Here is a 13,997-nt window from a genome sequence, read left to right as displayed (position 1 = left end):
GCCACGTACGTCGCCGTGTCCGCACTTCCTGCGGATGACGCCGCGCCTGCGGCACCGATTACCTGACAGGTTCCCCCATGTTCGATTCCCATCGTCCGGGCCGCGCGCTGCGCCCGTCCCGCCTGTGCATTGCCCTGCTCGCCGCCGGCCTTGCCAGCGCCGCACCGTCGGTGTGGGCGCAGAGCGCTACCGGCGAGCACGCTGCCGTGCAGCGTTTCGAGATTCCGGCGCAGCCGTTGGATGAGGCGCTGCGCAGCTACATGCGCCAGTCCGGCGTGCAGGTCGTATATCCGGCCACCCTGGCCGCAGGCGTGACCTCGCGGGCAGTCAGTGGCAGCCTGTCGGCCAGCGCGGCGCTGCAGCAGCTGCTGCAGGGGAGTGGCCTGGCGGTGCGCCGGGTCAGCGCAGACGCGGTCACCTTGGAAGCGGCGACGCCGGTGCAGGCCGACAGCGGCGTGATCGTGACCGATACGTTGAGCGTCGCCGGCGACCGCGTCGATCCCGGCACCGGCAGCGACGAGGCACGCCTGCTCGACAGCTACCGCAGCGTCGGTTCCACCACCACGCTCAACCGCACGCAGCTGGAGCGTTTCCGCGGCACCTCCAACGGCGACATCATCAAGGGCGTGGCCGGTGTCACCGCCGGCGATCCGCGCGTGGGCAACGGCTTCGACGTCAACATCCGTGGCATCCAGGGCCAGAGCCGCGTACCGGTGATCATCGACGGCGGCCAGTCCAGCATGGATACCTATCGCGGCTATGCCGGCCAATCCCAGCGCAGCTACCTCGATCCGGACCTGATCTCCAGCCTGACCATCACCAAGGGCCCGAGCCTGCAGGCCAACGCCTCCGGCGGCATCGGTGGTGTCGTGGAGATGGAAACGCTCAAGGTAGGTGACGTGCTGCGCGAAGGCCGCGATTTCGGCGTGCGCGTGCGCGGTGGCCTGGCCAACGCCAGTGCCAACAACCTGCCGGACTACAGTGCCGCGCCGCGCAGCGATCGCAGCGCCACCGGCAGCCAGTTCTTCAACGTGGCCGGCGCCGGGCATTGGGACCGTTTCGATCTGGTCGCCGCCTACGCTTACCGCGACAACGGCAACTATTTCTCGGGCAAGCACGGCTACGACGACTTCCCGCAGACGCGGCGCACGCTGGCGCCACTGAATCCGCCGCGCACCGAAGTGTTCAACACCTCCTCGCGCTCGAAGTCGACGCTGCTCAAGGGCACCTGGCGCATCGATGACGCGCAGACCCTGGAGGCGGGCTATCGCCGCTATGAAGGCACGGCCGGCGAGATCATGGCCTCGCAGATCATCCGCGTCGACCGCGACCGCATCCCGCAGTGGGATCCGGGCCATGTCGACATGGACAGCTACAGCCTGCGCTATCGCTTCAATCCGGACAGCGAGTGGGTCGATCTGCGCGTCAATGCCTGGTACACCGATGCCGACAGCGTGATGTACAACAGCCTCACCGGCATCACCCCGTGGTACTTCGACCGCCGCACCGAGTGGTACGACGCCCCCAGCTTCAGTGGCGACCCCGGTTACAAGGACGCCTACCGCAACCCGCTGCGGCAGAAGCGCTTCGGCGTGGATGCCAGCAACACCTCGCGGTTCGATACCCGTGCCGGTGCGTTCACGCTGGACTACGGCCTGTCCTACAGCGACGAGGACATCGCACCCGGCCGTTCCGGCCCGGTCATGCACGATGATCTGGTCAACAACCGTTTCCTGCGCAACGCCGAACGCAAGGAATACAGCGCGGTGGCTTCGCTGAAGTGGCAGCCTGACGAACACTGGGAGCTGCTGGCCGGTGGCCGCTGGAACCGCGTGGACGTGCACGACCGCAACCGCCTGGCCACTGCCGATGCGTTCGCCGTGCAGGGCCAGTACCGCTACACCGAGCTGCTCAATGGCAATCCGGCGCTGCCGTCATGGCGGGCCAAGCGCATCGCGCTGCTGAACTGGTACCCGGACGCCAACGGCAACTTCACCCAGCAATCGCTGCTGGCTTCGCCGTACAAGAAGGGCACGGTGGCCGACATCGGCGGCTGGAACTTCTTCGATGCCGATGCGCCGCAGGATCTGGAAGTGCCGGTCAGCTGGACCTGGTCGCAGCCGATCCGGCGTCGCGACAGCGCCTTCTCACCGACCGCCAGCGTGGCCTACCGCTTCAGCGAAGACACCATGGTCTACGTGAAGTACGCCGAAGGCACCAAGCTGCCGAGCCTGTTCGAGACCACGCTGGGCCTGTTCACCGCCGCCAAGCCGGTGGGCGAACTGAAGCCGGAAACCGCGCACAGCTGGGAGATCGGTGCCAGCACGATCCGCTACGACCTGTTCACCGCAGGCGACCGCCTGGCCTTGAAGCTGGCCTACTTCGATACCCGTATCGACGATCTGATCACCCGCGACTACCGCACGCTGTCGGCCGGCCTGATCCGCAACGTCGATCGGTTCAAGGTCTCGGGCATGGAGTTCCAGTCCAGCTATGACAGCGGAAAGCTGTTCGCCGATCTGTCCGCGCACTACTACTTCAAGGCCAAGACCTGCGCGCCGGACATCGCTGCCGAGCGCCGAGCCTATGGCGTGGAGCGCAGGAACGCGGAGCTGGCCAACACGCCCAACTGCGTGGATGGCGGCTTCGAGGGCTCGTACACCAACACGCAGAACCCGCCGCGCTACATGGTCAACCTGACCCTGGGCGCGCGCCTGTTCGACGAGCGCCTGACCTTCGGTACCCGCGTGGTCCACAACGCAGGCCCGATCAGCAAGCTGGACAAGGAATGGAACGTGGGCCTGTCGGCGATCCAGCAGCTGTACCGTCCGAACACGCTGGTCGACCTGTTCGCCAGCTGGAACTTCAACGACCAGTGGTCGGTGGAAGCGGGCGTGGACAACCTGACTGACCGCTACTACCTGGATCCGCTCGCCCTGGGCGTGATGCCGGCACCGGGCCGCACCGCGCGCCTGGCACTGACCTGGAAGTACTGATCGGTCGCGGATGAGCGGTGGGGTCGGATCCCTTTCCACGGGAAAGGGCTCTGACCCCATCGGGTCACAACCCGGTCGCGGCCTTCACCGCATCTTCGTGCAGCGCCTCGTTCAGCTCATCCACCACGGTGCTCCACGCCGCATCGGCCTGCAGCGATTCAGACAGGAACTGGCGCTGGGCATCGTTCCAGTAGGGGGCCTCGACCACCTCCACATCGGTGGCCAGCTGGTGTTCGCCGATGAAACGGGCGATGCCCTCGGCACTGGCATCCAGACCCAGCTGCAGGAACAGGTTGGTCATGCGCGGTTCGGTGGTGATCATCATCGGTTCCTGGCGGAAGAAGGGGGTGCCCATTATCGGCGCACACGGCCTTGGGGAAAGCCCCACGCGGAACGTCTACAGCAGGACGACCCTCCTGGCATTCCCCCATGAACGCACATATCGCTCCCGAAGACAGCCGCAGCCTGCGGCTCAAGGCCGCCACCCGCGACAGCCACGGTGCGCTGGACAAGCGCATCATGGCCGGCGACATCTTCGCCGACCGCAGCAACTTCGCCCGTTTCCTGCGCGTGCAGTACCGCTTCCACCGCAGCATCGACGCGCTGTATGCCAACCCGGCACTGGATGCCCTGCTGCCGGACCTGGCCGAGCGCCGTCGCCTGACCCAGGTCGCGCGCGACCTGCAGGACCTGGAGCAGACCGTGCCGGGCGCGGATATCACCGCCCTGCCCACTGACCTGCCGTTGCCGGCCGCCCTGGGCTGGTTGTACGTGGCCGAAGGCTCCAATCTTGGCGGCACCGTGCTGTACAAGATGGCCAACAAGCTCGGCCTGGACCGCGATTTCGGCGCACGCCACCTTGCTGCTCATCCGGATGGCGCCGCACGCCACTGGCGTGAGTTCACCGCCGCGCTGGATGCCGTGCCGCTGGACGCCGAGCAGGAGCAGCAGGTGATCGAGGCCGCCGATGCCGCCTTCCGGAGTGTGCACGGTCACGTTGAAGTCGAGTTCGACTGATGCACGCCCGTCGCGTGCAGGCGCGCCGCTGATGCGCTGGCTCTGGTTCGCACTGGGCTGGGTGATGGTCGGCCTCGGCGTGATCGGCGCACTGCTGCCGGTGATGCCCACCACGATCTTCCTGATCCTGGCGGTGGGCTGCTTCGCGCGCAGTTCGCCGAAGTTCGAGCAGCGCCTGCTGGCGCATCCGCGCTACGGCCCGTCGCTGCGGCTGTGGCGCGAACAGGGCGCGGTGTCGCGCAAGGGCAAGGCGTTCGCCAGCGCCGGCATGGCGGTGGGCTTCGCCCTGTTCTGCTGGGGCGCGCATCCGTCGTGGCGCCTGCTGCTGGGCGTGGGCCTGTTCTTCGCGGTCAGCGCCGGCTATGTGCTCAGTCGCCCTGCACCGCGCGTTGAACCCACGCCGCTGGTGGAAGTGGACGATCTCAACGATGCGCGCGCGGCCCGTCGCCGTGGCGCATCCCCTGATGCTGATGGAACCCGAGATGATGCTGCCTGCTGACCTGGCCCCCGTGGCCGCCCCCGCACTGACCCCGTGGGGCATGTACCTGGCCGCCGACGTGGTGGTGAAGGCGGTGATGATCGCCCTCGCGCTGGCATCGCTGGCCACCTGGACCGTGCTGCTGGCCAAGGGCTGGGATCTGGCCCGGCAGGCGCGGCAGTTGCGTGCGGCGCGCGCGCTGTTGCTGCAGTCCGCACAGTTGCCGGTACAGAGCGAAGCGGCAAGCCTGCAGCAGGGCAGCGCGCTGGCGATGCTGGAGGCAGCGCGTAGCGAACTGCGCCTGTCGCAGGGGCTGGACAGTTGCGAGGGCATCAAGGAGCGCGTGGCCTCCCGCCTGGACCGCATCGAACTGGAAACCGCACGCGTACAGCGGCGCGGCATCGGTGTGCTCGCCAGCATCGGTGCGGTGGCCCCGTTCGTCGGCCTGTTCGGCACGGTCTGGGGCATCATGAACAGCTTCATCGGCATTGCCCACAGCAACACCACCAACCTCGCCGTGGTTGCGCCGGGCATTGCCGAGGCCCTGCTGGCGACCGCGCTGGGCCTGGTCGCAGCGATTCCGGCGGTGCTGGTCTACAACCACTTCAGCCGCGTGCTGGCCGGTCTGCGTGGCCTGCTCGGCGATCTGTCGGCCGCGGTACAGCAGCTGGTCTCGCGCGATCTTGATCGTGCCATTCCGCGTAGCGCAGCGACACCGCTGCGTGCGGTGCACTGAGGCGCGACAATGGCGATCAGGACTGCATCGGACCGCGACGACACGCCGGAAGAAGCCCACGAGATCAACGTCACGCCCTTCATCGACGTGATGCTGGTGCTTCTGATCATCTTCATGGTGGCTGCGCCGCTGGCCACGGTGTCAGTGCCGGTGCAGCTGCCGGCCAGCAGCGCCAGCGCCACGCCGCCGGAGCAGGCGCCGGTGTATGTGACCGTGCAGGCCGATCTGTCGCTGCGCGTGGGCGAGCAGGCGGTGGCGCGCGACGGGCTGGCGGCGGCGTTGCAGGCCGCTACCCATGGCGATACCGCACAGCGCCTGTTCCTGCGCGCCGATACCCGCGTGCCTTACGGTGAGCTGATGGCCACGTTGGATGCGCTGCGCGCGGCCGGCTACCTGAAGGTGGCGCTGGTCGGCCTGGAGCAGGGCACACGATGAGCGGACTGCGGCGCTGGGCGACCAGCCTGGCGATCGTGCTGCTGGTGCATGCGCTGTTGATTGGTGCGGCATGCTGGTGGGCGGCACGTGCGCCTGCGCCGGCTGCGGCCGCGCCGCCCGCTGCATTGATGCTGGAGTTGGCACCGATGGCACAGGCGCCGCCGGTGCCGCCGCGCGAGGTGGCGACCGGGCCGCTGCAGCAGCAACAGCAGCGGCAGGCGCCCACGCCGGCACCGCGCGAACAGCCCAAGGTACCTGTGCAGCCACAGGGCGAACTGGCGCCGCCGCGTACGCCTGAGCCGGTGCCTTCGCCGGACACCGCCGAGGCCAATGTCGCGCAGACCAGCGCGCCGCCGCAGGTCGCCGCCGATGTGGCTACGCGCTATACCGCGCCGCAGACCACGGCCGGCGAGCGCAGCCGTGCCGAGGCGACCTGGGAAGGCCGCCTGCTGGGGCATCTGCAGAAGCATCGCCGCTATCCGCGCCAGGCCGAGCGGCTGCGCCAGCAGGGTGTGGTCTACGTGCGCTTTGCGGTGGCGCGAGATGGCGTGGTCTCCGCCTTGACGCTGGGCCGGAGCAGCGGCTTCGCGCTGCTTGACCAGGAGACGCTGGACACCGTGCAGCGCGCCAACCCGGTGCCGGCGCCGCCGGCCGAAGTGGCCGGCGACCCGGTGGAAGTGATGGTGCCGGTGTCGTTTTTCCTGCGCGGCAGGTGACCGGCCGAAGCCGTAGAGTCGAGCTTGCTCGACTGCTCTTGCGGTGCGGGCCAGAAGCAGTCGAGCAAGCTCGACTCTACGGGTTTGCGCATGCCGTGGATTACAGCAGCGGCACCAGCAGCAGCGCCACGATGTTGATGATCTTGATCAGCGGGTTGATCGCCGGGCCGGCCGTGTCCTTGTACGGGTCACCGACGGTATCGCCGGTCACCGCGGCCTTGTGCGCCTCGCTGCCCTTGCCGCCGAAGTGGCCATCCTCGATGTACTTCTTGGCGTTGTCCCAGGCGCCGCCGCCGGTGGTCATCGAAATGGCCACGAACAGGCCGGTGACGATGGTGCCGATCAGCAGGCCGCCGAGTGCACGTGGCCCCAGCAGCAGGCCGACCACCACCGGCACCGCCACCGGCAGCAGCGAGGGCACGATCATTTCGCGGATCGCCGAGCGGGTCAGCATGTCCACCGCCTTGTCGTACTGCGGCTTGCCGGTGCCCTGCATGATGCCGGGGATCTCGCGGAACTGGCGGCGCACTTCCTCCACCACCGCACCTGCGGCGCGGCCGACCGCTTCCATCGCCATCGCACCGAACAGATAGGGAATCAGGCCGCCGATCAGCAGGCCGATGATCACCGTATGGTCGCTGAGGTCGAAGCGGAACTCCTGGCCCGGGTGCGCGGCCTGCAGGTTGTGGGTGTAGTCGGCGAACAGCACCAGCGCGGCCAGCGCCGCCGAGCCGATCGCATAGCCCTTGGTGACCGCCTTGGTGGTGTTGCCCACCGCATCGAGCGGGTCGGTGATGTCGCGGATCTCCGAGGGCAGCTCGGCCATCTCGGCGATGCCACCGGCGTTGTCGGTGATCGGCCCATACGCATCGAGGGCAACGATCATGCCGGCCATCGACAGCATTGCGGTGGCGGCAATGGCGATGCCGTACAGGCCACCCAGCGCGAATGCACCCCAGATCGCCGCGCACACCGCCACCACCGGCAGCGCGGTGGACTTCATCGAGATGCCGAGGCCGGCGATGATGTTGGTGCCGTGACCGGTGGTCGAGGCCTGCGCCACGTGCTGCACCGGCTTGTACTGGGTGCCGGTGTAGTACTCGGTGATCCACACGATCAGGCCGGTCAGTACCAGGCCGATCAGCGCGCAGCCGTACAGCGCCATCGGCCCGTGCACGTTGTCGCTCATCAGCCCGGTGGTGATCGGGTAGAACGCGATGGCGGCCAGAACGCCGGAGACGATCACGCCCTTGTACAGCGCGCCCATGATCGAGCCGCCCGGCTGCACCTTGACGAACAGCGCGCCGATGATCGAGGCGATGATCGAGACCCCGCCCAGCACCAGCGGATACAGCACCGCATTGGCACCGGCTTCGGCCAGCATCAGGCTGCCCAGCAGCATCGTTGCGATGACGGTGACCGCATAGGTCTCGAACAGATCGGCGGCCATGCCGGCGCAGTCGCCGACGTTGTCACCGACGTTGTCGGCGATCACCGCCGGGTTGCGCGGATCATCCTCGGGAATGCCGGCTTCGACCTTGCCGACCAGGTCGGCGCCCACATCGGCGCCCTTGGTGAAGATGCCACCGCCCAGACGCGCGAAGATCGAGATCAGCGATGAACCGAAGGCCAGCCCGACCAGCGCGTGCAATGCCTGTTCCATCGGCAGGCCCATGCGCAGCAGCAGCGCGTAGTAACCGGCCACGCCCAGCAGGCCCAGCCCGACCACCAGCATGCCGGTGATCGCGCCGCCGCGGAACGCCACGTCCATTGCCGCGCTGATGCCGTTGCGCGCGGCCTCGGCGGTGCGCACGTTGGCGCGTACCGAGACATTCATGCCGATGTAGCCGGCCGCGCCGGACAGCACCGCGCCGACCGCAAAACCAATCGCGGTGTACCAGCTCAGGAAGATGCCGACCAGCACGAACAGCACCACGCCGGCCACGCCGATGGTCAGGTACTGGCGGTTGAGGTAGGCACGCGCACCTTCCTGGATCGCGGTGGCGATGGCGACCATGCGTTCATTGCCGGTGGGTTGGCGCAGGATCCAGCGCGCCGAGACGATTCCGAACAGGATTGCGAGGATGGCGCAGCCCAGCGCCAGTGACAGCCCGTGACGTTCCAGCATTAGACCCCTCCGCAGAATGGATGTAGGCATCCAGTGGCGATGAACGGCACCACGAGGGGGACGACGGGCTGCAGCTTGGAACCAACCCGTACCGACCTTGGCGGTCGTCCGACGTATGGCGGTGTTCAGCATTCCCTGGTGCCCGCAGTATGCGTTCACCGCCCCGTAGAGTCGAGCTTGCTCGACTGCTCATTGCTGCCAAGCGTGACGCCCGCCTTTGCACCCCGTTAAGCCACGCTCTGCAAGCCTGCGCACAGTCCCGTAGGAGAACTCCCATGCGCCTTCCCCTGTTGATGATCGCCGTGCTGGCCCCTGCATTGCCGGCGCTGGCGGCCGAAACCCCGGAACTGCAACGTGCCGTCGGTGCACCGCAGGCGGTGGGCGCGGTGCACACCCTGCGGCAGATTCCCGAGGCCTGCGCCCGCCTGGAAGGGGCGTTCACCGGCCAAGCCGCCGAGCCCTATCGCTTCTCTGCCGTGCGCACCAGTGAACAGTGCCAGCCGCGCGCACGCTTCGTCGACTACGCCAAGGCACAGCCGAGCGCCGACAAGGGCTGGAAGCTCAATGACGTGATCCGTGTGCCCAACGCTGCGTGCCCGGCACAGCAGGCCGTGGTGCGCGTCTGGCGCCTGCCGGTGAACAACAGCCAGGCCCTGGACGGCCAGGGCCAGTCGCGGATCTACCTGGAAGAAGCAAAGAAGCAGGCGGCGGCCGGCCAGATCCCGAAGGTGACGATGTTCGCCGCGCAGTTGCAGGTGGAAGGCAAGGCCTGCAATTGAGGCCATCGGGCACGGCACCGGGTGGTGCCGGTCGCTGGCCGGCAACCCTGCCATCATTCGACCAGCGTCGCCCCACGTGCGACCAGCAGCTCGCGCAGCGCCTTGCGGTGGCAGTGCGCCTCATCCTCACAGTAGCACCCCACACTGAGGTCGCTGTGCTGCGACAGTGCGGCCAGCAGGTCCAGCGCGTGCGCCGCAGCCGGCGCCTTCATTTCGGTCTTGTAGCGTCGGAAGAAGGCGTCCCACTGGGCCGCGCTTTGCGCCGCCTGCGCCTGCTTCACCAGTTCCACGCTGGGTGACAGGGTCGGGAACCAGACGTCGTACCAGTCCTGCCGGGCGAACTCGCTGCGCGGCACGCCACGTGGCGGCCGCCGCACCGTGCCGATGCGCAGGCCCTCGTCAGCGGCGCGCGGCGTACCGAGTCGAACAACACGCAGTGCCATGATGTTCCTCCGTCCCCCTTTTCGGGTCAGCCCTCGAACGGTGGCAGCTTCTGCTTCACGGCCACGTTCTTCAGCGTGACGTACTTGGGCAGGCCGTCGGCGCCATAGGGCAGCGGGGCTTCGCCCTTGATCAGCGGTGAGAGGTAGGCACGGGCCTTGGCGGTGATGCCGAAGCCATCGCGGCGGATGAAGCCGGCCGGCATCTTCTTCTCGTGGTTGGCGATCTTCGACAGCGGCGCCGCTTCGATCTTCCAGCGGTACGGTGCATCACTGCTGCGCACGATCACCGGCATCACCCCGTTCTGGCCCTTCAGCGCCAGCTGCACGGCGGCCTTGCCCACCGCCTGCGCCTGTTCCCAGTCGGTCCTGCTGGCCAGGTGACGGGCCGAGCGCTGCAGGTAATCGGGCAGGGCCCAATGTACCTTCAGGCCCAGCTGATCCTTGACCCGGCCGGCCAGGTGCGCGGCCACGCCACCCAGCTGCGAGTGGCCGAACGAGTCCTTGCCGCCGCCGGCGTCGGCGACGAAGCGGCCATCGGCAGTGGCGATGCCCTCCGAGGCCACCACCACGCAGTAGCCGACGCGCTCGACCACCGTCTTCACCTTGGCCAGGAACACCGCCTCGTCGTAGGCGCGCTCGGGCAACAGGATGATGTGCGGGGCTTCGTCGTCGCCATTGCCGGCCAGGCCGGCGGCCGCGGCCAGCCAGCCGGCGTGGCGGCCCATTGCCTCGTAGATGAAGACGCGGGTGGAGGTTTCGGCCATCGCCGCCACATCCAGCGCCGCCTCGCGCACCGACACGGCGGTGTACTTGGCCGCCGAGCCGAAGCCGGGGCAGGTGTCGGTCACTGCCAGGTCGTTGTCGATGGTCTTGGGTACGCCGATGCAGGTCAGGTCGTAGCCGGAGGCCTTGGCCAGCTGCGAGACTTTCAGCGCGGTGTCGGCCGAGTCGTTGCCACCGTTGTAGAGGAACCAGCGCACGTCATGCGCGCGCAGCACCTCCAGCAGGCGGTCGTAGCGGGCGCGGTCGGCGTCCAGCGATTTCAGCTTGACCCGGCACGAGCCGAACGCGCCGCCCGGGGTATGGGCCAGGGCGCGGATCGCGGCGGCGCTCTCCCTGCTGGTGTCGATCAGCTCCTCGCGCAGCGCGCCGAGAATGCCGTTGCGGGCGGCCAGCACCTTGATGCCCTTGGCCCGGGCCTGCTCGATCACTGCCGCTGCGGTGGCGTTGATGACCGCGGTGACACCGCCGGACTGGGCGTAGAGAAGAGTACCGTTGCGCATGCTTCTACCTGCTCGGGGAGGGGACATTGCAGGGACATTACCCGGATGCGGTAAAGTGGCGCTATTGCGGTGCAGCGATACCGGTCCGTCCGGGACGCGAACCTTCTTTGTTTTCAACATGTTGGAGTCAGGTCAATGCGATTGGTTCTGTTGGGACCGCCCGGTTCGGGCAAGGGGACACAGGCGACGCGCCTGAAGGAAAAGCTGGGGATCGCCCACATTTCGACCGGTGACATGCTGCGCGCGGAAATCGCCGCGGGCACGGAGCTGGGCAAGCAGGCCAAGACGGTGATGGATGCCGGCAACCTGGTGTCCGATGACATCCTGCTGGGCATGCTGGAGTCGCGCCTGACCCAGGCCGATGTCGCCAAGGGCTTCATCCTCGATGGCTACCCGCGCAATGTGGCCCAGGCCAATGCGATGGACGGCCTGCTGGCCAAGATCGGCCAGCCGCTGGACGCGGTGGTGCAGCTGGACGTGGCCACCGAGCTGCTGGTCGACCGCATCGCCGGTCGCGCCAAGGAGCAGGGCCGCGCAGACGACAATCCGGAATCGGTGCGTCAGCGCCTGCAGGTCTACAACGACCAGACCGCCCCGGTGGTCGATTTCTATGCCGGCCGTGGCACCCTGGCCCGCGTCGATGGCGTGGGCGAACTGGACGAGATCGAAGCCCGCATCCTGGCGGCGATCAAGGCCTGATCCGGCCGGGCCGGCACACGCTGCCGGCCCCTCGGGCGCAAAAACACAGGCCTGGTCCGCGAGGATCAGGCCTGTGTCGTTTCATAGGCGCCAGCGAAGGGCTTGCTCAGGGCCCCGCAGCATGAGCTCCCTTGGGGATGGCCTCTTGGGGAGTAGGACCGGTTCGGGTACTGCGGCTGGCAGTTCGAATTGTGTCCGGGTTCACAGAACATCGCTATCGGGAATTCCCTGACAGAAGATTGGAGTTTTCTCACATCCGTTGTAGGGGTTGTCTTACCCCTGAGCAGACATTGGCCCTATACAGCCGTCATCGGTCACAATCCTCGGTCATGAGCAGCGTACATATCCTTGCAATCGCCGGCACCTTCATGGGTGGCGTGGCCGCCCTGGCGCGGGAACTGGGCCATCCGGTCAGTGGCAGCGACCAGGCCATCTATCCGCCGATGTCGACCCAGCTGGAGCAGCTGGGCATCAGCCTGGACCAGGGCTACCGCGCCGACAGCGTGCCGGCCGGGACCGACCAGGTGGTGATCGGCAACGCACTGTCGCGCGGCAATCCGGCCGTGGAAGCGGTGCTCGACGCCGGCCAGCGCTATATTTCCGGTGCGCAGTGGCTGTCCGAACAGGTGCTGCCGGGCCGCGACACCTTGGCCGTGGCCGGCACCCACGGCAAGACCACCACCACCACCATCCTCACCTGGCTGCTGGAAAGCGCCGGGCGTTCGCCGGGCTTCCTGATCGGCGGCGTGGCCGAGGACTTCGGCGTTTCCGCACGCCTGGGCCAGGGGCGCGAGTTCGTGGTCGAGGCCGATGAATACGACACCGCCTTCTTCGACAAGCGCAGCAAGTTCGTGCACTACCGGCCGCTGGTGGCGATCCTCAACAACCTTGAGTACGACCACGCCGACATCTTCCCGGACGTGGCCGCGATCCAGCGCCAGTTCCATCATCTGGTGCGCACGGTGCCGGCGCGTGGCCGCCTGATCGTCAACGGTGAGGACCCGCACTTGGCCGAGGTGCTGGCGATGGGCTGCTGGACCCCGGTCGAGCGTTTCGGCTTCGACCCGTCGCTGGAATGGCATGCCGAACTGCTGGCCGCCGATGGCAGCGCATTCCGCGTGCACCATCGTGGGCAGGCGCTGGGTGACGTGCAGTGGTCACTGCTGGGCCGGCACAATGTGCTCAACGGCCTGGCTGCGCTGGCTGCCGCGCATGCGGTGGGGGTGGCGCCGGCCGAGGTGATCCCGGCGTTGGCACGCTTCCGCAGCGTCAAGCGGCGCATGGAAGTGATCGGCAGCCATGACGGCATCACCGTCTACGACGATTTCGCCCATCACCCGACCGCGATTGCCACCACGCTGGAAGGCCTGCGTGCCAAGGTCGGCGATGCGCGCATCGTGGTCGCGATGGAGCCGCGCAGCAATTCGATGCGGCTGGGCGCGCATGCGCAGGCGCTGGCGCCGTCGCTGGCGCTGGCCGACGAAGTGGTGTTCCTGCACCGTCCGGAATTGGCCTGGGATGCGGCGGCGGTGATCGCAGCGGTACGCGGCCAAGCCCATGCGGTGCCGGATACCGACGCGCTGCTGGCGCAGCTGCAATCGAGCGCACGCCGCGGCGACCATGTGGTGTTCATGTCCAACGGCGGCTTCGACGGCGCACCGCGCCGCTTCCTGGCGGCGCTGCAGGCCCGATGAGCACCGACGGATCGCTGCCGCTGTTTCCGCTGCACACCACGCTGGTACCGGGGGCGGTGGTGGGCCTGCGCGTGTTCGAGCGGCGCTATCTGGATCTGGTCCGCGACAGCGGCCGCAGCGGCGAAGGCTTTGGCGTCTGCCTGATCCTCGACGGCCAGGAAGCAGGGGCTCCGGCAACGCCGGCGGCCTACGGCGTGCAGGTGCGCATCGAAGATTTCGATGTCGGTGCCGATGGCGTGCTGCAGTTGCGCCTGCGTGGTACGCGTCGTTTCCACGTCGAACGTACCCGCGTGCGCGACAACGGGCTGGTGGTGGCCGACGTGCGGTGGTGCGAGCAGGACCCTGACGACGAACTGCGACCGCAGCATGCGCTGCTGGCCACGGTGCTGGGGCACATCATCGAACAGGCCGGCGAGGCCTATGCGCCGGCCACCCCGGCGCTGCTGGACCAGGCCAGCTGGGTCGGCTGGCGGTTGGCCGAACTGCTGCCGCTGAGCGAGCAGCAGCGGTTGCAGCTGCTGCAGCTGGATGACCCGCACCAGCGTCTGCAGCAGTTGCTGGGCTGGATGCCGTAACCGGTGAACGCCAACCAA

At 67.9% G+C, this 13,997-nt stretch carries 14 protein-coding genes; 10 read left to right on the top strand and 4 right to left on the bottom strand.

Annotated elements, in window-relative coordinates; all coding sequences use genetic code 11:
- The first annotated feature begins 77 nt into the window (after positions 1-77).
- Entirely contained in the window at positions 78-2,996 is a 2,919-nt protein-coding gene (locus N4G47_RS15830; RefSeq protein ID WP_475288559.1) for a TonB-dependent receptor, read from the top strand.
- Positions 2,997-3,060: 64 nt separating this feature from the next.
- Here the strand turns inward: N4G47_RS15830 and N4G47_RS15825 are convergent, their stop codons facing one another.
- A complete protein-coding gene (locus tag N4G47_RS15825; protein ID WP_475288556.1) occupies positions 3,061-3,318 on the bottom strand; it encodes a DUF2789 domain-containing protein in 258 nt (85 codons plus the stop codon).
- A 107-nt stretch (positions 3,319-3,425) separates the two neighbouring features.
- Between N4G47_RS15825 and N4G47_RS15820 the strand changes: the two genes are divergently transcribed.
- Genes N4G47_RS15820 through N4G47_RS15800 form a run of 5 tightly spaced genes read left to right on the top strand, consistent with a single transcriptional unit; the run spans position 3,426 to position 6,378 of the window.
- On the top strand, positions 3,426-4,013 hold the full coding sequence (locus N4G47_RS15820; RefSeq protein ID WP_249842935.1) for a biliverdin-producing heme oxygenase: 588 nt from the start codon (positions 3,426-3,428) through the stop codon (positions 4,011-4,013).
- Between the two features lie 31 nt (positions 4,014-4,044).
- Positions 4,045-4,512 carry a YbaN family protein gene (locus N4G47_RS15815; protein WP_475288552.1) on the top strand — a complete coding sequence of 156 codons (468 nt, stop codon included), beginning with the start codon at positions 4,045-4,047 and terminating at the stop codon, positions 4,510-4,512.
- Positions 4,499-5,227 (top strand): tonB-system energizer ExbB, encoded by a 729-nt coding sequence (gene exbB / locus N4G47_RS15810; RefSeq protein ID WP_475289956.1) that lies wholly within the window; start codon positions 4,499-4,501, stop codon positions 5,225-5,227. Before N4G47_RS15815 ends, exbB begins: the two co-directional genes overlap by 14 nt.
- 9 nt (positions 5,228-5,236) lie before the next feature.
- Positions 5,237-5,662 carry a TonB system transport protein ExbD gene (exbD, locus tag N4G47_RS15805; RefSeq protein WP_475288548.1) on the top strand — a complete coding sequence of 142 codons (426 nt, stop codon included), beginning with the start codon at positions 5,237-5,239 and terminating at the stop codon, positions 5,660-5,662.
- Positions 5,659-6,378 (top strand): energy transducer TonB, encoded by a 720-nt coding sequence (locus N4G47_RS15800; RefSeq protein ID WP_475288544.1) that lies wholly within the window; start codon positions 5,659-5,661, stop codon positions 6,376-6,378. Before exbD ends, N4G47_RS15800 begins: the two co-directional genes overlap by 4 nt.
- Before the next feature lie 100 nt (positions 6,379-6,478).
- On the opposite strand, the gene N4G47_RS15795 is transcribed toward N4G47_RS15800, so the two are convergent.
- A complete protein-coding gene (locus N4G47_RS15795) occupies positions 6,479-8,506 on the bottom strand; it encodes a sodium-translocating pyrophosphatase (protein WP_475288541.1) in 2,028 nt (675 codons plus the stop codon).
- A 275-nt stretch (positions 8,507-8,781) separates the two neighbouring features.
- On the opposite strand from N4G47_RS15795, the gene N4G47_RS15790 reads away from it, so the two are divergent.
- On the top strand, positions 8,782-9,285 hold the full coding sequence (locus N4G47_RS15790) for a hypothetical protein (RefSeq protein ID WP_475288537.1): 504 nt from the start codon (positions 8,782-8,784) through the stop codon (positions 9,283-9,285).
- 53 nt (positions 9,286-9,338) lie between these two features.
- Here N4G47_RS15790 and N4G47_RS15785 read toward each other — a convergent pair whose 3' ends face one another.
- Together N4G47_RS15785 and N4G47_RS15780 are read right to left on the bottom strand one after the other, a co-directional pair.
- Positions 9,339-9,728: a DUF488 domain-containing protein gene (locus N4G47_RS15785; RefSeq protein ID WP_475288534.1), complete on the bottom strand. Its 390-nt coding sequence runs from the start codon at positions 9,726-9,728 to the stop codon at positions 9,339-9,341.
- 26 nt (positions 9,729-9,754) lie between these two features.
- Positions 9,755-11,011, bottom strand: a complete 1,257-nt coding sequence (locus N4G47_RS15780) for a 6-phosphofructokinase (RefSeq protein ID WP_475288531.1) — start codon at positions 11,009-11,011, stop codon at positions 9,755-9,757.
- Between the two features lie 135 nt (positions 11,012-11,146).
- On the opposite strand from N4G47_RS15780, the gene N4G47_RS15775 reads away from it, so the two are divergent.
- The 3 genes from N4G47_RS15775 to N4G47_RS15765 all read left to right on the top strand — a co-directional run bounded on the left by N4G47_RS15775 (position 11,147) and on the right by N4G47_RS15765 (position 13,979).
- A complete protein-coding gene (locus tag N4G47_RS15775; RefSeq protein WP_107231620.1) occupies positions 11,147-11,710 on the top strand; it encodes an adenylate kinase in 564 nt (187 codons plus the stop codon).
- A 329-nt stretch (positions 11,711-12,039) separates the two neighbouring features.
- Positions 12,040-13,404 (top strand): UDP-N-acetylmuramate:L-alanyl-gamma-D-glutamyl-meso-diaminopimelate ligase, encoded by a 1,365-nt coding sequence (mpl, locus tag N4G47_RS15770; RefSeq protein ID WP_475288527.1) that lies wholly within the window; start codon positions 12,040-12,042, stop codon positions 13,402-13,404.
- Positions 13,401-13,979: an LON peptidase substrate-binding domain-containing protein gene (locus tag N4G47_RS15765; protein ID WP_475288522.1), complete on the top strand. Its 579-nt coding sequence runs from the start codon at positions 13,401-13,403 to the stop codon at positions 13,977-13,979. The genes mpl and N4G47_RS15765 overlap by 4 nt, the downstream gene beginning before the upstream one ends.
- Positions 13,980-13,997: the final 18 nt, after the last annotated feature.

Source organism: Stenotrophomonas sp. GSD10 (genome assembly GCF_056172695.1).
The sequence above is the reverse complement of the archived record's forward strand: the minus strand, read 5'-3'. Positions and strand labels throughout refer to the sequence as shown.